Here is a 20051-nt window from a genome sequence, read left to right on the forward strand (position 1 = left end):
GTTCATTTTGTCCGTAGAGATCGACGGGGGCCGCTTTGAATACCGAAGTCTTTGCGCCGTGGGATGACCCGCAGGCGAAACCACTTATCCAGTTCCAGAATGTGACCAAAAGGTTCGGCGGTTTTACCGCCATCGACAACCTGTCGCTGGACATTTTCGAACGGGAATTCTTTGCTCTGCTCGGCCCGTCCGGTTGCGGCAAGACCACGATGATGCGGATGCTGGCAGGGTTCGAGACCCCGACCGAAGGGCATATCATGCTGGGCGGTCAGGACATTGACCCGATCCCGCCGAACAAGCGGGCGGTGAACATGATGTTCCAGTCCTATGCCCTGTTCCCGCATCTCAGCATCTGGGACAACATCGCCTTTGGTCTGCGCCGGGACAACATGCCCAAGCATGATCTTGAAGACCGGGTCGAGGAAATGCTACGCCTGACCCGGCTGGAGCAATTTGCCCGCCGCAAGCCGCATCAGATCTCGGGTGGGCAACGGCAAAGGGTGGCGTTGGCGCGGTCACTGGCCAAGGCGCCAAGGTTGCTTTTGCTGGATGAACCGCTGGGCGCGCTGGACAAGAAACTGCGGCAGGACACGCAGTTCGAACTGATGGACATTCAGGAAAAAACCGGCACGACCTTTGTGATCGTCACCCACGATCAGGAAGAGGCGATGACCGTTGCCAGCCGCGTTGCCGTAATGGATCAGGGCAGGCTGATGCAGGTCGCCACGCCGGATCGCATCTATGAGACCCCGAATTCGGTCTACGTCGCAGACTTCATTGGCGATGTGAACATTATCGAAGGCCGCGCGACATCAAACGGTCAGGATACCTATCAGATCGACTGGGCCGAGGGGCAGGCCCCGCTGACCGCAACCTCGGACGCCGGGTTCTCGAATGGCCAATCCTGCCATCTGGCAATCCGGCCCGAGAAGGTGACAATTTCCGCCGACCGCCCAACAGACGCAATCAATGCCATTCAGGGCAAGGTGCATGACATCGCCTATCTGGGCAATCTGTCCACCTATCACGTCGAACTGGCAAACGGCACGATCATCAAGGCGCAATCCGCCAATACCCGTCGCATCTCGCGCCGGTCGTTCACTTGGGAAGACCCGGTCTGGCTGTCCTGGACAGCAACGGCTGCGGTTCTGCTGGCGAACTGATGCGCCGCGCCCTGCTGATTGCCGTTCCCTATGTCTGGCTGCTGGCGCTGTTCATGGTGCCGTTCTTCATCGTACTGAAGATCTCTCTGTCCGACACTGAACTGGCGATCCCGCCCTATACGCCGACGCTGGACCTTTCGCAGGGATGGGCCGGGATCAAGGACTTCTTCAGCCAGTTGGATTTCGAAAACTTCGTCTGGCTGACCGAGGATGACCTGTATTGGAAGGCTTATCTGTCCAGCGTCAAAATCGCCGTGATCTCGACCTTCTTCACGTTGCTGGTGGGCTATCCGATTGCCTATGGCATGGCCCGCGCGCCCGAGGAATGGCGACCGACGCTGATGATGCTGGTGATCCTGCCGTTCTGGACGTCCTTCCTGATCCGCGTCTATGCGTGGATGGGCATTCTGTCGAACGAAGGTTATCTGAACCAACTGCTGCTCTGGACGGGCATCATCTCGACCCCGTTGACGATCCTGAACACCAACACGGCGGTCTATATCGGCATCGTCTACACCTATCTGCCCTTCATGATCCTGCCGATTTATTCGGCGCTGGAGCGGATGGACGAATCCCTGATCGAAGCTGCCGAGGATTTGGGCTGTTCACGGCTGCAAGCCTTCTGGCTGGTGACCATCCCGCTGTCGCGTCCCGGCATAATCGCAGGGTGTTTCCTCGTGATGATCCCTGTAATTGGTGAGTTCGTGATCCCGTCCCTGCTGGGCGGCTCGGGCACGCTGATGATCGGTAAAGTTCTGTGGGAAGAGTTCTTCTCGAACCGCGATTGGCCCGTCGCCAGTGCTGTTGCGGTTGTCCTGCTGTTGATCCTGGTGATCCCGATTGTGCTGTTCCAGCGCAACCAGCAAAAACAGACGGAGGCCGAACAATGAGCAGATTAAGCTGGTTCAACACGGTCTCGCTGACGCTGGGGTTCGCCTTCTTGTATATCCCGATGCTGATCCTGATCATCTACAGCTTCAATGAAAGCAAGCTGGTCACAGTCTGGGCGGGTTTCTCGACCAAATGGTATGGAGAGCTGTTCCAGAACGAACAGATCCTGGATGCCGCATGGGTGACGTTGCGCGTGGCTGTATTCTCGTCAACAATCGCAACCGTTTTGGGTACTGCTGCCGCCTATGTGTTGGTGCGTGGAGGGCGTTTCTTTGGCCGTACACTGTTTTCGGGCATGATCTATGCGCCGCTGGTGATGCCCGAAGTCATCACCGGATTGTCGCTGCTGTTGCTGTTCATCGGCATCGGATTGGATCGGGGCATCCTGACCATTGTGTTGGCGCACACGACATTCTCGATGTGCTTTGTGTCCGTCGTCGTCTCGTCGCGGCTAGTGACGTTCGATCAGTCGCTGGAAGAGGCCGCACTTGATTTGGGGTGCTCTCCGGCGCAAGCGTTTCGTCTGGTGACCCTGCCGATTATCGCGCCTGCCGTGATCTCGGGCTGGTTGCTGGCCTTCACCCTGTCGCTGGACGATCTGGTGATCGCCTCCTTTACCTCAGGCCCGTCGGCCACGACCTTGCCAATGCGGATATTCTCGGCCGTGCGTCTGGGGGTCAGTCCGGAAATCAACGCTCTGTCGACGATCATGATCGCGGTTGTCACAATTGGCGTGATCACCGCCTCGTTGGTGACAAAACGCGCGATGATGCGGCAGCGACAAGATGAAATGGCTGCTGCCCGAACGGAATGAGGCGCATTTTTCCCGGCTATACCTACGGCCCCGGCCCGCGCGCGGGGTGTTGGTGGGATGAAACCAGCCCCAGCCCCGATTGGCCGGTGCAGAAAGGCGATCAGAGCGTCGATGTCGCCATAATTGGCGGAGGTTTCACCGGCGTCTCTGCCGCGCTGCATCTGGCGGAAGGCGGGGCCTCGGTCGCGGTGTTCGAAGCTGAAACACCTGGCTGGGGCGCCTCGGGTCGCAACGGCGGGTTCTGCTGTCTGGGCGGCTCAAAGCTGAGCCACGGGACCATGGCGCGCCGGTTTGGCGAACAGGAGGCGGACGCCTACGGGCAGGCAGAACAGAATGCGGTCCAGTTGGTCGCCGGGTTGCTGAACAAGCATGAGATCGATGCCGACACACATTCCGCAGGCGAAACCCAACTGGCGCATACCAAGCGCGCAATGACCCGTCTGCGACGGTACGCAGACGAGAACGGCACCCTGCACGAGGCCAACGACCTGCCCGCGTTGGGGCTGAACGGCCCGTTTCACGGTGGCTACACGACTCCCGTCGGCTTTGGCCTGAACCCGCGCAAGTATCTGTTTGGCCTCGCGCGCGCTGCGCATGATCTGGGGGTGCAGCTTTATCAGAAAAGCCCGGTTCAGCGCGTCCAGAAATCCGGGCCGGGGTTTCGGCTGACCACCCCCAATGGCTGTGTACAGGCCGACATGGTCCTGATCTGCACCAATGGCTATTCAAGCGAGGATGTGCCGGACTGGCTGTCAGGCCGGTATCTACCGGCGCAATCCACCGTTCTGGTCACACGCCCTCTGACCGAGGCAGAGAAGATGGCGCAGGGCTGGACCTCGGATCAGATGTGCTATGACACGCGGCATTTGCTGCACTATTTCCGATTGATGCCCGACGGGCGATTCCTTTTCGGGATGCGCGGTGGCCTGCGATCCTCGGACCGGGCCGAGGCTGCAATTCGTCACAAGGTGCAAAGGGATTTCAGGCGAATGTTCCCTGCCTGGGCCGGGATCGAGATCACGCATATCTGGTCGGGCATGGTGTGCCTGTCCCACGGTTTGGTGCCTTATGCGGGCCCGGTGCCCCGGCAACCCGGCCTGTTCGCGGGTTTTGCGTTTCATGGCAACGGCGTTGCAATGGGCACCTATTGTGGTCGGGCCTTGGCGCGATTGGCTCTGGGACAAGATGCCGGGCTGCCCGGTCCGATGACACAGCCTCCGCAGCGATTTCCCCTTGGCAGGTGGCGACGCGCGGTTCTGCCGCCTGCTTATGCGGCCATGTCGATCGCGGATTGGTGAGTTCGGATCAGCGCAGTGCCTCGATCTCAAGTTCCAAACCGTGCCGGTAATCCGGTGCACCGTTTTCCATCCGCCACAGACAATACGCCGCCATGCGCCAGGCGAACCATGGGTGCAACTGTCTGTACCGGGCCGTAATCGCCTTATCCCGATAAGCTGTCAGGAACCGTTCTGTCTGATCGGTCGCCAAAGGCGCCCCCCGGTATAGTTTCTGCATCGCCGGGGACAGGAACATCGCCAAATCCTCACAAGGATCCCCCAACGCAGGACATTGCCAGTCGATCAGGGTCAAGCCGGTATCTGCCACCAGAATGTTGCCCGGCACAGGATCGCCATGGATCAGGCAAACATCAGAAATCGGTTCGACCGCGTGTGAGGGCCGCAAGTCCAGCAGCGTCTGACGGGTTTGGGACGAACACCGATCAAGGATTCTTAGCCCGTGCTGTTCCAGATCCGCGCTGCCATTGCACCCTTCTGGTGCCGGAACCGGAAATTGCTGCCGGTGCAAATCCCAAAGCAGCTCGGCCACCGGCTCGGGCTCCTTGTCCCAGGGTGATCCGGGCGCGTGGTCGTAGAACACCCAGCGGTCCTGCTGGTGCCGCCCTGCGGCGCGCAGCCGAGGCACAAATCCGGTGGGTTCCAGCGCTTTCAGGCAGCGGGCTTCCAGTTCGGCATCGTTGCCAAACAGAGGGTTGCGCAGGGATGAGCTATAGAGTTTCAAAACCCTGTCGCAATCGCCGCCAAGCACCTTCCAGACCTGATTGGTCCGCCCGCCATATAGGGTCTCGAAACGCGCACCTTCATGAACCAGCGCTTTGTCGATCAGCTGCTGGACAAGGTCGGGCGGAGGTTTGGGCAGGTCGGGCAGGGCGTTAACCAGTTCTTCAAGCGAGTCGCGAATGGCCTAGCTTTGGCCCGCCCGGCCCGTCAGTTCAAGCGCCCGCGCGCACGGCTGTGACCTGATCGGTGGGAACAACCTGCCCGCTTTCAAGGGTCAGCAGGATCGACGCGTCTCCGATCTGGGCTTCTACCACCCGGCTGTATGAGGCGGCGGGCGTGTCCGACAACCGGTCACCATCCTGAAAACTGCGGAGCGTGGCCGTGTAGGTTCCGGGGGGCAGCGGATTGCCGTCGGCGTCGGTACCAGCCCAGATAAACTCGGTCTGATCCAGCGGCACATCTGTCCGGCTGACAACCGCGCCTTGTTCGTCCCGGATGATCATCGTCGCTTTGTCCGCCGCATCATCGGGCTGGGCGAACAAGGTCACGGGCGCGTTTTCAAACCGGAATCCCGCGGTCGAGCGCACGTCCATTCCAACCCAATTCGCCAGTTCGCCAAGGTTCAGACCCCCCATGCTGGCTGTCAGCGAGGACAGCAGATCATTGGTCTGCACCTGCTGCTCAACCATCGAAAACTGCGCAAGCTGCGAGGCGTATTCGGTGGAATCCATCGGCTCCAACGGGTCCTGATTCTGGGCCTGTGTGGTCATCATCAGCAGAAAGGTTTCGAAATCGGATGCAATGGCCGAGCTTTGAGTGCTGGCTGCCGTCTGAGTCTGGCTTGTGCTTTGCGCAAGCTGGGTTGGGTTTATCATTGTCATAACCTCATATCGATGCCCCTGCCCGGGGCCGATTTCTGTGGAATTGCATTTGTATGGACCGCCGCTTCTTCGGATGGCATCTCGACAAAGCCAGAGGTGTTGGGATCGCGCGCGTCCTGCCGAAGGTCCGAAGACGTACCCAGATCGACGGACAGATCGCCATAGCCAAGCTTCTGGAACTCGGCGTTCAACACGGCAATATGTCGGCGCATCAGGTCCAGCGTTTCAGGACGCTCGGCGGCAATCGTGACATAAAACCCGTCATCGCGGCCATTCAGTACGATTGAAACCCGCCCCAATTCTTCGGGGTTCAGTGCAATCTCGATCGCGCCTGACCCGGGCCGCGCCTGCACCGCCGCGGCCATTTGTCCGGCAATGGCCCGTGCGACCTCGGCCCGCGCCGTCTGTGCGGGCGCGCTGAGTGACGGGGCCGATTCACGCGAAGATTGCAACACCGGCTCATCGGCCATAACAGGCAGAGCCTCTGGTTTCTCGACAGGTCCCGGTTTTTCAACCTCACGAGGGGTGGTCGTCGCCAGAATCTGCATCTGAGCGGTGCTGGGAGGTCGATCCATTGGCACCTGCGACTGCGGTGATTTTGGCAGGTCGCTCGCGATCTTTGGGGCATCCCGATACATTGTCACCTGCCCTTTGGATGACAGCTCCGGCCCGTTTGTTGAACGTGCCGCGAAAGCCGATTCGACGGGCGTTCCAATATTCACCTGCGTGGCTGCAGGCGACGCATTGGGCGGGGCGTTGTTTCGCGTGTCCGGCTGCGGCACGGCTGCTTGTACGTCTTTGGGCGGGGCGGGGTCATGCAGGATCGTTGCTTGTGCCGCCGGGCCAGCTTCCAAAGTTTGCGGCACCGTCTGTGTGCCAATCGTCACTTGTGTTTGCACTGTTTTCCCCGTGGGCGGCGCCTGTTCAATGGCACGTTCGCCAACCGGCACCGGCTTGACCTCGCCCACAGCGAGCGTGGGGGCAGGAGGCTCGGCTTCGATATCGGGCCCGTCGGCGGCAATCTTGGCTTCGGGTAAATCAGCCCCTTCTTCTGTCACCTCGGGTATGGGATCTTGTTTCGGCGCAGAGTCCTGCTGATCCAGAATATCCTGAAACTGCGCCGTCTTTTTTGACGCATCCGATTCGTGCGTCGCAGCCTCGGGTTTGGCAGTCGATGTGGGCGCGTTTGTCGCCAGTGTCAGCGGGTTGGGCATTTTGCTCCGGCTCCGTCTTGTGTGACCTGAAATCTGCCCTCAGGAAGTTACATTTATTTTAACCGCTTTCCTCTTTGATCGAGAAAGTTCGATGCAATTTTCGGAGAAAGCAATGAAGGTTTCGGCCCTCCCCCCACCGGTTCCAACCACGGACAAGCTCAGGTCTGCAGCCGTTGAGCTTGAGGCCGCATTCCTGGCGGAGATGTTGAAATCCGCCGGTCTGGGGGAATCGCGCGACTCGTTCGGCGGCGGGGCCGGAGAGGATCAGTTCTCGTCCTTTCTGGTTCAGCATCAAGCACGACAACTGGCCCAGTCCGGCGGCGTCGGGCTGTCGGAACTTTTACTCAAATCAATGATGGAGCGCAGCAATGACAGCTGATTCCGATACGATTCTGATAAGGTCGCTGGAAGAGATTCTGGATCTTGAACGCGCAGCATTGGTTGACGGTGATCTGGATCGCCTGACCCTGATGGTGCCGGAAAAAGAAAAGCTGATCGGTGCGATCAACGATCTTCAGGTTCGCGACAGCGCCGAGTTGATTCGCGTTCAGCAAAAGGTCGAACGCAATCAGGCCCTGCTGAACAGCGCAGCAGACGGCATCCGCGCCGTGGCCGCCCGAATGGCCGAACTGCGCCGGGTACGCCAGGAATTCAGCACCTATGGCGCAGATGGCCAGCGCAACGGGTACAAGGTGCGAAGCCATGCAAAGCTGGAAAAACGGGCATAGCCGTCGGTTTGATTCAAATCCGAAATTTCCGGGTTGGGCGTTTTAGCACTCCGTTAGGGGATCACGGTCAAGAGTGTCCCTGCACTTGATGAACACAGGTGGCGCGAACGGCCTCAGGGTGCGTCGCACAGGTCAGAACGACAGCAAAGCCCGCAGGCATTGCGGGGTGAAACTGGGCGCAAAAGGCCCGAACGGAAAAGGATGAAAGCTATGTCCAGCATTCTGACAAACAATGGCGCAATGGTTGCGCTGCAGACCCTGAAGTCGGTCAACAAGAACCTTGAAATGACCCAGAACGCGATCTCGACCGGTAAGGATGTCGCGACCGCCAAGGACAATTCGGCCGTGTGGGCGATCTCCAAAGTCATGGAGTCGGACGTCAAAGGCTTCAACGCTATCAAGGACAGCCTGTCACTGGGCGAATCCACCGTTGCCGTTGCGCGGAATGCGTCGGAAACGGTGACCGACCTGCTGACCCAGATGAAAGGTAAAATCGTTGCCGCGCAGGAAGGCAATGTTGACCGCGCCAAGATCAATGACGACGTGACCGCCTTGCGCGATCAGATCGCATCGGTCGTCGGGGCCGCGCAGTTCAACGGTCTCAACCTGGTGGATGGGACTGCGGGCACCGTCTCGATCCTGTCCTCGCTTGACCGTGATGGCACCGGTGCCGTGAACTCTGCGTCGATTTCAGTGGCCAGCCAGGACCTGTCGATTGGTGGGTATACGGCCAAGGGCGTTCTTGCCGGTTCGGACGGTGCAACAACCGACAATGACGTGGCAGGCTTCACCATGGACCGCACCACGGGCACTGGCGACATTCTCATCGACAGTTCGACAGACAACTTCGAAGTCGGTGACAGCGTGTCGATCCGCGTTGGCGATCAGGAAGTGTCATATACGATCCAGGACAGCGATCTTGATCCGTCGGGAACCTATGACGAGAACTACACAGATGCTCTGGTCGCGGTCGGCCTGAAGAATGAGATCGATGCACTGGGTATCACGGGTCTTGCCGTTGATTATGACGCGTCCAGTGCGCCGAACACCCTGTCCTTCGCGACGGGTACCGCCGCTGCGGGTGCTGATGCGGATCAGGACATTTCTATCTCTGCTCAGTTCACCAACGCGGGTTCTGGCGGTCTGGGTGCGCTGAGCTCGATTGACGTGTCGACCGATGCAGGTGCAGCGGCAGCACTGGGCACGATCGAAACGCTGATCGATACCTCGATCGACGCGGCGGCGGCCTTTGGGTCCGTGCAGGGTCGGATCGAAACCCAGCAGGATTTCGTCTCGAAACTGACCGACTCGTTCAAGTCCGGTATCGGCTCGCTGGTTGATGCCGACATGGAAGAGACTTCGGCCCGGTTGCAGGCCTTGCAGGTGCAGCAGCAATTGGCAACTCAATCGCTGTCGATTGCCAACCAGGCGCCGCAGTCGATCCTGTCGCTGTTCCGTTAATTCCGGAACCTGGTCGGGGCGCGGGTTTCGCGCCCCGGCATTGACCGCATGAAGACGGCCTATTGGAAGGATTTCAAGTGACCCCGCAAATGCTTGCTCACAACGCCTACGCGCAAACCGCTGCACCTATTCGAACGCCGCGCGATACTGAATTCGAGGCGATCTCAAAAATCACGCGCCGTCTCAAAGCGGCCGCAGCACGCAAGTCAACTGATTTTGCCGGATTTGTTCAGGCCGTGCATGAAAACCGTCGTCTGTGGACGGTTCTTGCAACGGGCGTGTCTGACTCGGATAACGCCCTGCCCAATGATCTGCGGGCCCGCATTTTCTATCTGGCGGAGTTTACCGAACATCACAGCAGTCAGGTTCTGACCAACAACGCAACCATTGATCCCTTGTTGGAAATCAACACCGCAGTTCTGCGCGGGCTGCGTCAAGGTGGGGCCGCGTGATGGGGGGGCTGGTCCTGAAATTGGCCCCGAAAGAGAGGGTTCTGATCAACGGCGTTGTCATTGAAAACGGGGATCGACGCAGCCGGTTCTCGATCATGACGCCGCAGGCCAATGTGCTGAGGTTGCGGGATGCCATTCACCCGGATGAGGTGAATACACCCGTCCGTCGTGTCTGTTACGCCGCGCAGCTTGTTCTGTCCGGGGATATGGATCCTGTTTCGGCAAGACAACAACTGCTGCGCCGCGTTGAAGAACTGAGTCAGGTTTTCACCGATGCCGACAGCCGGCGCGTTCTGACAGAAGCAACCGATGCGCTGGTGGCCGAGCATTATTATAAATGTCTGAAATCGCTCCGCTCGCTATTGCCGAGGGAGGAGCGTTTGATGGCCTATCAGCAATGACCTTCCAACCCGTCATACCCACTGGCGGGCTGGTCGGCTGGCGTTTTCTACAACGCACGTACGATTCGCAGTTTCAGGCCTTCTCGACCTCGAACATCAACGAGCGAGAGACACGGTATTTTCTGGAAAACATCGGTCAGGTCGAAACAGCCGAACAACTGGTGTCGGATCGGAGGCTACTGCAAGTCGCACTTGGGGCGTTCGGGCTTGAGGGTGATCTGGATAACCGCTTCTTCATCCGCAAGATCCTTGAGGATGGAACCAGCGCCGATGATGCCTTGTCCAACCGGCTGGCCGACAAGCGGTATCGCGAGTTCTCGGACGCTTTTGGATTTGGCCCCGGTCAGGTGCGGCGGACCGGATTTGCATCGCTTATGGAACAGGTCGCACAGGACAACATGACCGCCCGTTTCGAGATCTCGGTAGGTGACTCGGATGAGTCCATGCGCATCGCCCTTTATGCGCAACACGCACTGACCGAACTGGCTGAGGCGGATACAAGCACGGACACGAAGTGGTTCGATCTGATGGGGTTGCCACCGCTGCGCAGCATGATGGAAACGGCATTGGGATTACCTGCGTCCTTCGGGCAGTTGGACATTGATACGCAATTGGTCGAGTTCAAAGAGCGTTTGTTCAGTCTGACGGGCTCAGAAGATTTGTCGCAATTCACGGATGAGGGCGCTGTGTCCCGCCTGACCGATACCTATCTTGCGCGCAGCCAGATCGCGCAGTTGCAGAACACGATCTCTCCTGCGCAGACCGCGCTGATCCTGCTGGGGGCCGGATAAGCCTATGATGGCCGAACAAGTCAGGGAAGGAACGTCCTGCGGCGAAATCGGGTTCGCCCCAGACTATGATTGCACCGCTAGTCGGACGACCCGGATCGAGGCACGGGCAAGCTAAGAATTCAGGATGTCATCTGCAGATGTACGCAGAGCATAGGATCTGACCGGTTTGGACACATTATGCAACGCGACCTCGCCCAAGGGCTGCGCATTTGCGCAGGCCGGCGCGATGTCTTCCGAAACTACGATGCGGTGCCCAACGGTTTTGCCGAACTCCCCCAACCGGGCGGCGACATTGGCAGCCTGACCGATCACGGTGAAATCCAACCTTTCGCGCGAGCCGACATTGCCATAGGTCACACGCCCATAGGCCAGACCGATCGAGCAATCGCAATGGGTGTCGGTGCCGGCTTGCCGCAACTCGCCCAGTCGTTCGACAATTCCAATTGCCGTACGTTGCGCGCTTTCTCGCGCGACCGCGGGGTCGTCGATGGCCGGAAAGACAGCAAGCACAGCGTCGCCGATGAATTTCAGAACTTCTCCCCCATTGCCGTGAACGATGCCGGATACGGTTTCGAAAAACTCATTCAGAAGGTTGATATAAGCCGCACGTCCCAATTTCTCTTCAAGGCTGGTCGAATTGCGCAGATCGCAGAACATGATCGCCGCATCAATCTCATCCCCGTCGCCGCGACGGATTTCACCACCCAGAACCCGCGCCCCGGATCGTTTGCCGACATAGGTTTCCAGCAGAACCTGCGCGTTCTCGCGCTGCATGAACACTTCGTAATACCGAGCGATCACGGCCGAGCATTCAAAAACCAGCCCAAGATTTTCGGTCGTGAAGCCGTTGGGGTGATCGCAGGTCAGGGTCAGAACATTGGTGCGCCCGTCCGAAAACGGCAGCGGCATGGCGACATAGTCCGTTGCGCCCTTGGCCCTCAAATCCTCCATGATCGGGAAACTGTTATGGGGGTTCTCGTCGTTCAGCCGTTGCCGCACGCCACCCAGCCCGTTGGAAACATGACGCAGCGGGCTGTTGATAAACGCCGGATGGTCATGGATCTCGTAGGTTGGTGCGTGGGTCAGAATCTCGGCCTGATCCTTTTCCCAGATATAATGCTTGCCCACGATCAGGGGATGAAGCGACCAGGCCAGAATGCTGAGGCGTTGAATCGCGATCCCGTGTTCCAGCATTTTCTCGGCCAGCGCTTCTGTAAACGCCTCGGGCGTATTGGCGGTTGAGGCACCGCGCATCAGCCAATCAATCAAGGGGCCGCTGATGTTCCCGTCATCAGGTTCGCGCAGTTGGTTCTGGCCCAGATCGATCTCGGTATAGGCGCCGGGCATGAACCCGATATGGCCCTGAATCGCGATGCTTTCCGGCAGCGCGTCTTCATAGGCCCAGACGGAATTGGTCAGATGCTCACCCGGCAGGTTGATGTCATGATAGGTCGCGGTGCCCTTGAACGGGCAAAAGGTCTGCAGTTCGGTTTCCGAACTCAGGTCCACGCACAAATCCGCGCGCGGGATGTAGAGGGTGGGCGGCAGCCGTGTCTCATACATCACCTTGGCATTGTGGCTCTCGGCCAGAAGAATGTCGTTCCGGTAAATGGCAATTCTGCCTTTCAACGGCTCGACAGAGATTCCGTAACCTTTGGGTCTTGGTGTGGCGTGGACGTTCATGATCGACCTCCCTTGCCATGGGGTCCCAAAATAATGGGGTTTTCCGGTCTTTATTCCAAGGGGCACGGCCCAGTTTTTCCGCTGCGCCGGGTCACACCATCTGGATGACGTCCTTTTCGATGGACAGCATATAGCCCTTTTTGGCGATATTCTTGACCAACAATTCGCTGACCATCTGGTTGCCCAACGCGTCGCGAAGGCGTTTGATACGGGTGGCCCCGGCTGCCTCGTCACAATCGGCTGCATCACGGCCCGAGATCATCGCCTCGATCTGGGCACCTGACAGGACCTCGTCGTCAAGGCGGGATTCGGCCAGAATGGACAGGGTTTCCATCGCGGCAGGGGTCAGTTTGAAGTCCATGTTGTTGAGGTAAACCGTGTTTTCCTCGCGGCTGATCAAAAGCGAGGTCACCTGAATCCCGGTGCGTTCGATCTGTGCCATGCGCCGGTTCAGCAGCACCAGCATCACCAGAAACACAAAGGCCGAAATCAGCATCGCGCAGGAAAAGACAAGCAGCACATAGATGACCATCCGATAGCTGGCCAGCGTATCGGCAAAGGCGGTGCCGGATTGGGCCAGAATCTCCAACAGCCGGATTTCGGCCTGCGTGGTCAGGTCGCTTTCGACAAACAGCCTTTCGACCCGTGCGTTGAAGGCGTTGGCGTCGGGCAGGGTCCAGAACAGAAATGCGGCTGCGGTCACGAGAATGGCCAGGATGGCAGCAATGCCCAGCCCGACCAGTCGAACCCCGGAGCGTCTTGCGTCAGAAACGGAGATAGAATTTTCCGGCATTGGCCTTCCTTTGATCCAACCCTTCCGGCCCAAATACCGACATGACGTTCAGCAAGGTCCAGCCGGACCCGCGCAGGCGCTGCGCGACCTCCTGCTTTGCCTGCCCTTTTTTGCACGAAGACACCTGCATCACGCCGTAGTGCAGGCGCAACGGATTGTCCTGTTTGGCCTTGTAGTCGGCATAGCAATCCGCCGCCAAAGCAGAGGAGCCCACCGATAACAGGGTCGCAATGACCAGAGAAGAGAGGATCTGTTTCATAGGCCGCATCCTGCGCATGGGTGGCCGGGATATTCAATAACATAAGGGGTTAGACGCGGCTGATATTCGATAACAACCGCGCGTTATTGCTTGTCTGAAGGGGGCGGGCCCAGTGTCGGGGCATCACATTCGCGGTCCTTAGCGGGTCCGCCCCAAGTTGCGAAAGGACATGCATCATGCACCGCAAATTCATCGCCCTGATCGTCGCCACCGCCATTGCCGTTACCGGCGTCTCGGCCTCGCAAGCGCGGGCTGCAGATACCGGGGACATTCTTGGCGGGCTGGCCGCCATTGCCATCATCGGCGCGGCGGTCAATCACTATAACAAGGAAAAGCGCAGGGATCGGCCGAGCCGCCAGTATCATCACGTGTACAAGGAACCGAAGATCGTGCATCCACATGTTCGTCCGGTTCCGAAACGTGTGGCGCGATATGACCTGCCGCACCGGTGCCTGCGGACAATCAAAGGCTACGGACCCAACCGGCAGTTGCTTGGGCCAAAATGCCTGAAGAAACACTACAGACATGCCAATAGCCTGCCCAACCAATGCAAGGTCGGTTTCTGGAACGGCAAAAAGGTCAAGCGGGGGTATGAACCCGCGTGCCTGCGCCAGCAAGGATACCGTGTGGTTTATCAGTAATCGGTCACGAGCAGGAGCGGTGCCGCAAGAAGCGCCGCGCAAGAGAGGGGGCGGCGCAAGCTGCCCTCTCTTTTTTCTTGCGGTCGGTCGTGAAACGCGGTTTGCCAAAGGGATGATGGTACCGAATTTTGAACTAGAGCAGGCCCTGCTGGACCGGGGGCATCTGCGTGTCGCAGGTGTTGATGAGGTCGGGCGCGGCCCGCTGGCCGGGCCGGTTGTGGCGGCTGCGGTGATTCTGAACCCCGTCGATTTTCCCGACGGGTTGAACGATTCCAAGAAACTGACCGCCAAGCGCCGCGCCGCTTTGGACACGGCCTTGCGGGACAGCGCCGAATTTGCGGTTGCCGAGGCGTCGGTGGAAGAAATCGACGAGATCAACATCCTGCGCGCCTCGCATCTGGCCATGGCGCGGGCGGTGGCGGCCCTGGACCCTGCGCCCGATTTTCTGCTGATCGATGGCAATATGATACCGCGCGGCCTGAAAATCCCTTCGCAGGCGGTGGTCAAAGGGGATGCGCGATCGGTGTCGATCGCGGCGGCCTCGATCCTTGCGAAAAACTGGCGCGATCAGGTGATGGTGGATTTGGCGCAACAGCATCCGGGCTATGGGTGGGAGACAAACGCCGGTTATCCGTCAAAACAACACAAGGAGGCGCTGCGAAATCTTGGTGTGACCCCACACCATAGACGTTCGTTCAAGCCTGTCCACAATATCTTGTATCAAGAGTAAATCGTAAGTCGCTGATTCAAAAAAGAAATTGACGCCGAATCGTCTTTGACTCATCCTTGTCTCAACCAAATGAGCGCAAAAGCGCCGTGGATACTTGAGGCAGTAAAATGACAACAACCACCAAAAAGGGCGCGAAAGCGCTCCCTTTAAACACGATTATATCCGGGGACTGCATCGATGTGATGAACAGTCTGCCCGAGGCGTCGGTTGACCTGATCTTTGCGGATCCTCCGTATAATTTGCAGCTCAAGGGGCAATTGCATCGCCCGGATAACTCTCAGGTGGATGCGGTTGACGACCACTGGGATCAGTTTTCCAGCTTTGGCGCTTATGACCAGTTCACCCGTGATTGGCTGAAGGCGGCGCACCGTCTCCTGAAACCCAATGGCGCGATCTGGGTGATCGGGTCGTACCACAACATCTTCCGCGTGGGTTCGGCCCTGCAGGATGCCGGCTACTGGATCCTGAACGACGTGGTCTGGCGCAAGTCGAACCCGATGCCAAACTTCCGCGGCAAGCGATTCACCAACGCGCATGAGACGATGATCTGGGCGTCCAAGCGCGAAGGTGCGAAATACACGTTCAACTACGAGGCGCTGAAAGCCCTGAACGAAGGCGTGCAGATGCGCAGCGACTGGGTGCTGCCGATCTGCACCGGGCATGAACGGCTCAAGGATGAAAACGGCGACAAGGCACATCCGACGCAGAAACCGGAATCGTTGCTGCACCGGGTTCTAATCGGCTCGACCAATCCGGGGGATGTGATTCTGGACCCGTTCTTTGGCACCGGCACGACCGGTGCGGTTGCCAAGATGCTGGGACGCGAGTTCATCGGCATCGAGCGCGAGGAAAGCTATCGCAAGGTGGCCGAGAAACGTATTTCCAAGGTCCGTAAATTCGACCGTGAGGCGCTGGAAGTCAGCGCCAGCAAACGCGCCGAACCGCGCGTGCCCTTTGGCCAGTTGGTTGAACGCGGCATGCTGCGCCCGGGCGAAGAGCTGTATTCGATGAACCAGCGCCACAAGGCCAAGGTCCGCGCCGACGGGACGCTGGTGGGCGACAACGTCAAAGGTTCGATCCATCAGGTCGGCGCACATCTGGAAAACGCGCCGTCCTGCAATGGCTGGACCTACTGGTGTTTCAAGCGCGACGGCAAGACGGTGCCGATTGACGTGCTGCGCCAGCAGATTCGCGCGGAAATGAACTGATTTCACGAAAACCGCCGGTGCCTGTGACCTGACACATGGCACTACGCCTTGCCCCGCCGATCATCCGGCGGGGTCTTTTGTTTTGGTCGCAGGAATGGTTGCATGGGATCATCCTGATACCTGGTACGAGAGCGACCCGTCATGACAGACACCAGCGCCAGCCCCTCGCGTTTTGAAAGGTTCTTTGTCACCCGGCCCGACAATTTCGATCTGGACAACAAATATACCGAAGCCGCGCTGGAACAGCACAAGCGTGAGGGGCTGGAACTGGCCGTTCGCGCCCGCTGGATCGCGATGGGGCTGACCGGGGTGTTGCTGATCTATCTGAACCCGCAGTGGGAGGTGTTGTGGTATCACTTCATCCTGCTGCTGCTCTGCGCCAATGGCTGGCTGATCCGCCGCGCGGGCCGGGTGGGGCAATCGCGGGCTGAGCTGTTGCTGATCTTTGTCGATCTGCTAATCATGACCTTGGGCATGATCGTACCCAACCCGTTCAGCGACGATGTCCGACCGCTGGCGATGCAGTACCGGTTCGACAATTTCCAGTATTTCTTCATCATTCTGGCGGCGGGCACGCTGGCTTATTCCTGGCGCACGGTGATTGCCATCGGGTCGTGGACCGCAGGGGTATGGACTGCTGGGTGGATCATTGCCTGGTGGATCGCCACCCCCTTCCCCGGGATCAGCGAGCGGGTGGCGGATGCGTTGCAGGGCTATCCGGATGTGGCCGAAATGTTGGATCCAAACAGTTTCCGGGCCGAACTGCGCATCCAGGAGGTGATCGTGTTTGTAATGGTCGCGGTGACGCTGGGCGTGTCCATGCGGCGGCTGAACCGGCTGTTGATGACCAATGCGGGGCTGGAACGCGAGCGGGCGAACCTGTCGCGCTATTTCTCGCCCAATGTGGTCGATGAACTCAGCCAGAATGACGAGCCGTTGAAACAGGTGCGCAAGGAAAACATCGCGGTTCTGTTCATCGATATCGTGGGCTTCACCAAGTTTGCGGCGGGTCGCGACCCGTATGAGGTGATCGAGGTTCTGCGCGGGTTCCATGCCCGGATGGAGACCGAGGTGTTTCGTCATCATGGGACTCTGGACAAATATCTGGGTGATGGGTTGATGGCCACGTTTGGCACACCGGTCCCGACGCCGCTGGATGCCACCAATGCGCTGGGCTGTGCGCGGGCGATGGTGGACATGATCGACCGCTGGAATCTGGAACGCCGCCGCGCGGGCGAGGTTGAGATTCATGTGGGGATCGGGGTCCACTATGGCTCGGTCGTGTTGGGTGATATCGGGGCCAACCGCTTGGAATTTGCGGTGATCGGCGATGCGGTGAATGTGGCTGCCAAGCTTGAGGCGATGACGCGTGACTATAAGGCGCGCGTTGTCGTCAGTGACGCGCTGCGGGCTCAGGCGTTGCAGGAAAGCCCCGCACACGCGATGGAAGGGTTCACCAGGCGCAGCGCTCAGGCCGTGCGCGGAGTGGCGGACCCCATGGATATCTGGGTGTACTGAGGGGCTCCCGCTCGTCGTTGCTGCATCACAGATGCAGCGCCTTTGGTTGGGCCGGGCAGCGCGCAGGGCGCGCTGCGGTCACGCATTTGGCAGGGGGTTCTGCGCCTTGTTGTAGGGATGCCAGTCGGTGATCTCGGGGTAGTATTGCCGCCGCCAGGCCCGGACGCGGGGGTTCATGACGCGCCGCCACAAGGGCGGGATCATCGCGGCCACGGTCATCACGGGGTAGCCATGGGGCAATTGCGGCGCGTCCTCTTGCGCGTGGTTTTGCAGCAGCGGAAAGCGCCGGTTGGGTTTGTAGTGGTGATCCGAATGGCGTTGCAGGTTGATCAGCAACCAGTTTGACGCCTTTTGCGAGGCGTTCCAGGAATGGCGCGGCAGAACATGTTCGTATTTCCCGTCGCCGATATGCTTCCGGGTCAGCCCGTAATGTTCGACGTAGTTCACCAGTTCCAATTGCCAGATCGCCACGCCGGCTTGCATCAGGAACAGCCCCAACCCGGACCATCCGCCGATCAGGGCCGCAAGCGCCAGCATTCCGCCCTGCAGTGCCCAATACCGCCAGAACGGGTTCGACGGGTCGGTCCAGGGGCGATCCTTGCGGGCCAGCTTGTCCCGCTCGGCCTTGAAGGCAGACATGAGGCATTGCAGCAGGACGCGCGGGTAGAACCGGTGGAAGCCCTCGTTATACCGCGCGGTCACCGGGTCGCGGGGGGTGCCGACATAACGGTGATGGACCAGCAGATGCTCGGACCGGAAATGGGAATAGAGGACCATGGCCAAAAGGATATCGCCCAGCCAGCGTTCCAGCCGGGATTTCTGGTGCATCAGCTCGTGGCTGTAGTTGATACCAACCGTGCCTGACAGGATGCCCATGCCAAAGAACAGCCCGATCTTGGACCAGCTTGACAGGTGATCGGTATGTGTCACGTACCAGATCAGGCCAAACAGGGTGGCAAACTGAACCGGCACCCAAAGCTTGGTCAGCAGGATGTACCAGCGCAGCACATTGTCTGGCGTTTCGGGATCGGCATTGTCGAGGTTAAGGCCGGTCAGGCGGTCCAGCGCGGCAAAGGCCCACCAGGTCGTCAAGGGGATTAGCAGAACCCACCAGCCGCCCGCGATGGCTGTGGCCCAGATCAGCGGAACCAGCAGAAAGGACACCCAGAAGGGCAGAGCCGTTTGCCAGCGGGTCAGGGTCTCTGTTGTGATCATCATTCGTGCTCCGAACCGGTATGGGCAGCCTAGCCGGGTGACCCAACAGGGCACAACGGGCTTATTGCCCGCGCCACAGATCGTGGGCCTTGCGCATCACGGTTGGCAAGTCGCTGGGTTTGAAATCGTGTTTGGGCAGTATCGTCAGGCCCTTCGGTGTTTCGTGGTCCGGCAGGTCCGCCGTCCAGATGCGCAAGACCAGATGGAAATGGGTGAAGGTGTGGCGCACTTCGCCGGGCAGCAGGTTCCAATCAGCAGAGAACGGAGGTGCCTCGGCTGGTGCATCCGACCAGTCCGAGCCCGGCCAGCCCAGCATTCCGCCCAGCAGCCCCTTGTCGGGACGACGTTCCAGCAGCAACGCTCCGTCCTTGCGCTGGGCGATGTAGACGTGGCCGAAGCGGGTGGGTTTAGGCTTTTTCGGGGTTTTCTTGGGCAATTCCGCTTGGGTTCCTTCGGCGCGGGCCAGACAGGGGTCACGCAGAGGGCAGATGCCGCAGGCGGGGGATTTCGGGGTGCAGATCGTTGCGCCCAGATCCATCACCGCCTGCGCATGGTCGCCGGGGCGCTGATCCGGCGTCAGCGCGGCGGCCTTGGCCTTCAGAACGGGTTTAGATCCGGGCAGCGGATCATGAATGTCATAAAGCCGCGCCATGACACGCTCGACATTGCCGTCCAGCACGGTCTCGGGCCGGTCAAAGGCGATGGATGCGATGGCAGCGGCGGTGTAGGGGCCGATCCCCGGTAGGTTCAGCAGGGCGTCATAGGTGTCGGGAAACCGCCCGTCATGCTGATCGGCCACGACCCGGGCGCATTTCAGCAGATTGCGGGCGCGGGCGTAATAGCCAAGCCCTGCCCATTCGCCCATCACCTGATCATCCGGCGCGGAGGCCAGGTCCTGAACGTTTGGCCAGCGCGAGGTGAAACGCATGAAGTAATCACGCACGGCAGCAACGGTTGTTTGTTGCAGCATTACTTCGGACAACCAGACGCGATAGGGGTCTGGCTGAACGCCTGCGGCACGATCCGCAGGCCCCACGCGCCATGGCATGTCCCGCGCGTGGCGGTCATACCATTCGAGCAACGCGGCGCTCAGGTCGAATTCAGGGCTGTCACGCAAGATTTATCTAACTCTCTGTCGGGTTTCGCTGGCACCTGCCGTTTCGCCCATTACAATAGCGGCGCAAGAGTTG

At 59.4% G+C, this 20051-nt stretch carries 23 protein-coding genes; 15 read left to right on the forward strand and 8 right to left on the reverse strand.

The genetic code is table 11. The features are described 5' to 3' along the window. Positions 1-35: 35 nt before the first annotated feature. Genes ACR0E6_RS19100 through ACR0E6_RS19115 form a run of 4 tightly spaced genes read left to right on the forward strand, consistent with a single transcriptional unit; the run spans position 36 to position 4166 of the window. Complete coding sequence (locus ACR0E6_RS19100; protein ID WP_170634195.1) at positions 36-1163, forward strand: ABC transporter ATP-binding protein; 1128 nt, start codon at positions 36-38, stop codon at positions 1161-1163. Then, positions 1163-2053, forward strand: a complete 891-nt coding sequence (locus ACR0E6_RS19105; protein WP_170455299.1) for an ABC transporter permease subunit — start codon at positions 1163-1165, stop codon at positions 2051-2053. Before ACR0E6_RS19100 ends, ACR0E6_RS19105 begins: the two co-directional genes overlap by 1 nt. After that, positions 2050-2868 carry an ABC transporter permease gene (locus ACR0E6_RS19110; RefSeq protein WP_480586225.1) on the forward strand — a complete coding sequence of 273 codons (819 nt, stop codon included), beginning with the start codon at positions 2050-2052 and terminating at the stop codon, positions 2866-2868. Before ACR0E6_RS19105 ends, ACR0E6_RS19110 begins: the two co-directional genes overlap by 4 nt. Further along, on the forward strand, positions 2865-4166 hold the full coding sequence (locus ACR0E6_RS19115) for an NAD(P)/FAD-dependent oxidoreductase (RefSeq protein WP_480586228.1): 1302 nt from the start codon (positions 2865-2867) through the stop codon (positions 4164-4166). The genes ACR0E6_RS19110 and ACR0E6_RS19115 overlap by 4 nt, the downstream gene beginning before the upstream one ends. A 7-nt stretch (positions 4167-4173) precedes the next feature. Here the strand turns inward: ACR0E6_RS19115 and ACR0E6_RS19120 are convergent, their stop codons facing one another. Further along, the gene (locus tag ACR0E6_RS19120; RefSeq protein ID WP_480586414.1) at positions 4174-5034 is read right to left on the reverse strand and encodes a phosphotransferase family protein; all 861 of its coding nucleotides are present in this window, start codon (positions 5032-5034) and stop codon (positions 4174-4176) included. Between ACR0E6_RS19120 and ACR0E6_RS19125 the strand changes: the two genes are divergently transcribed. Then, positions 4969-5124, forward strand: coding sequence for a hypothetical protein (locus ACR0E6_RS19125; protein ID WP_170455293.1), 156 nt, complete (start codon positions 4969-4971; stop codon positions 5122-5124). The two genes, ACR0E6_RS19120 and ACR0E6_RS19125, sit on opposite strands and share 66 nt — an antisense overlap. Here the strand turns inward: ACR0E6_RS19125 and ACR0E6_RS19130 are convergent. After that, positions 5099-5761 (reverse strand): flagellar hook capping FlgD N-terminal domain-containing protein, encoded by a 663-nt coding sequence (locus ACR0E6_RS19130; protein ID WP_480586231.1) that lies wholly within the window; start codon positions 5759-5761, stop codon positions 5099-5101. The two genes, ACR0E6_RS19125 and ACR0E6_RS19130, sit on opposite strands and share 26 nt — an antisense overlap. Positions 5762-5763: 2 nt before the next feature. Then, a complete protein-coding gene (locus tag ACR0E6_RS19135; protein ID WP_480586234.1) occupies positions 5764-6981 on the reverse strand; it encodes a flagellar hook-length control protein FliK in 1218 nt (405 codons plus the stop codon). Between the two features lie 112 nt (positions 6982-7093). Here ACR0E6_RS19135 and ACR0E6_RS19140 point away from each other — a divergent pair, with 112 nt between their 5' ends. From ACR0E6_RS19140 to ACR0E6_RS19165, 6 genes are all read left to right on the forward strand, one after another. Further along, positions 7094-7360 (forward strand): rod-binding protein, encoded by a 267-nt coding sequence (locus ACR0E6_RS19140; RefSeq protein WP_170523802.1) that lies wholly within the window; start codon positions 7094-7096, stop codon positions 7358-7360. After that, entirely contained in the window at positions 7350-7709 is a 360-nt protein-coding gene (locus ACR0E6_RS19145; protein ID WP_170455284.1) for a flagellar biosynthesis protein FlgN, read from the forward strand. Before ACR0E6_RS19140 ends, ACR0E6_RS19145 begins: the two co-directional genes overlap by 11 nt. Positions 7710-7919: 210 nt before the next feature. Next, positions 7920-9170 (forward strand): flagellin, encoded by a 1251-nt coding sequence (locus tag ACR0E6_RS19150; protein WP_170455282.1) that lies wholly within the window; start codon positions 7920-7922, stop codon positions 9168-9170. Between the two features lie 77 nt (positions 9171-9247). Beyond that, positions 9248-9622 (forward strand): flagellar biosynthesis regulator FlaF, encoded by a 375-nt coding sequence (flaF, locus tag ACR0E6_RS19155; RefSeq protein ID WP_170455280.1) that lies wholly within the window; start codon positions 9248-9250, stop codon positions 9620-9622. Continuing rightward, entirely contained in the window at positions 9622-10023 is a 402-nt protein-coding gene (gene flbT / locus ACR0E6_RS19160; protein WP_170455278.1) for a flagellar biosynthesis repressor FlbT, read from the forward strand. The genes flaF and flbT overlap by 1 nt, the downstream gene beginning before the upstream one ends. Continuing rightward, positions 10020-10814 carry a DUF1217 domain-containing protein gene (locus ACR0E6_RS19165; protein ID WP_480586239.1) on the forward strand — a complete coding sequence of 265 codons (795 nt, stop codon included), beginning with the start codon at positions 10020-10022 and terminating at the stop codon, positions 10812-10814. The genes flbT and ACR0E6_RS19165 overlap by 4 nt, the downstream gene beginning before the upstream one ends. 111 nt (positions 10815-10925) lie before the next feature. On the opposite strand, the gene ACR0E6_RS19170 is transcribed toward ACR0E6_RS19165, so the two are convergent. The 3 genes from ACR0E6_RS19170 to ACR0E6_RS19180 all read right to left on the reverse strand — a co-directional run bounded on the left by ACR0E6_RS19170 (position 10926) and on the right by ACR0E6_RS19180 (position 13549). Next, entirely contained in the window at positions 10926-12497 is a 1572-nt protein-coding gene (locus ACR0E6_RS19170) for a DUF427 domain-containing protein (protein WP_480586241.1), read from the reverse strand. A 91-nt stretch (positions 12498-12588) separates the two neighbouring features. After that, positions 12589-13290 (reverse strand): helix-turn-helix domain-containing protein, encoded by a 702-nt coding sequence (locus ACR0E6_RS19175; protein WP_170523814.1) that lies wholly within the window; start codon positions 13288-13290, stop codon positions 12589-12591. Then, complete coding sequence (locus ACR0E6_RS19180) at positions 13262-13549, reverse strand: hypothetical protein (protein WP_170455270.1); 288 nt, start codon at positions 13547-13549, stop codon at positions 13262-13264. The genes ACR0E6_RS19175 and ACR0E6_RS19180 overlap by 29 nt, the downstream gene beginning before the upstream one ends. 176 nt (positions 13550-13725) lie before the next feature. Here ACR0E6_RS19180 and ACR0E6_RS19185 point away from each other — a divergent pair, with 176 nt between their 5' ends. The 4 genes from ACR0E6_RS19185 (at position 13726) to ACR0E6_RS19200 (ending at position 17646) form a co-directional block, all read left to right on the forward strand. Continuing rightward, positions 13726-14190, forward strand: coding sequence for a hypothetical protein (locus tag ACR0E6_RS19185; RefSeq protein WP_170523816.1), 465 nt, complete (start codon positions 13726-13728; stop codon positions 14188-14190). 112 nt (positions 14191-14302) lie between these two features. Next, positions 14303-14920 (forward strand): ribonuclease HII, encoded by a 618-nt coding sequence (locus ACR0E6_RS19190; protein ID WP_480586246.1) that lies wholly within the window; start codon positions 14303-14305, stop codon positions 14918-14920. Positions 14921-15027: 107 nt separating this feature from the next. Further along, the gene (locus ACR0E6_RS19195) at positions 15028-16128 is read left to right on the forward strand and encodes a DNA methyltransferase (RefSeq protein ID WP_480586249.1); all 1101 of its coding nucleotides are present in this window, start codon (positions 15028-15030) and stop codon (positions 16126-16128) included. Between the two features lie 141 nt (positions 16129-16269). Continuing rightward, positions 16270-17646 (forward strand): adenylate/guanylate cyclase domain-containing protein, encoded by a 1377-nt coding sequence (locus ACR0E6_RS19200; protein WP_480586251.1) that lies wholly within the window; start codon positions 16270-16272, stop codon positions 17644-17646. A 78-nt stretch (positions 17647-17724) separates the two neighbouring features. On the opposite strand, the gene ACR0E6_RS19205 is transcribed toward ACR0E6_RS19200, so the two are convergent. Both ACR0E6_RS19205 and mutY read right to left on the reverse strand, forming a co-directional pair. Next, the gene (locus ACR0E6_RS19205) at positions 17725-18861 is read right to left on the reverse strand and encodes an alkane 1-monooxygenase (RefSeq protein WP_480586416.1); all 1137 of its coding nucleotides are present in this window, start codon (positions 18859-18861) and stop codon (positions 17725-17727) included. Between the two features lie 61 nt (positions 18862-18922). Beyond that, positions 18923-19978 (reverse strand): A/G-specific adenine glycosylase, encoded by a 1056-nt coding sequence (mutY, locus tag ACR0E6_RS19210; RefSeq protein ID WP_480586253.1) that lies wholly within the window; start codon positions 19976-19978, stop codon positions 18923-18925. Between the last annotated feature and the right edge of the window lie 73 nt (positions 19979-20051).

Source organism: Ruegeria sp. AP12, assembly GCF_056540025.1.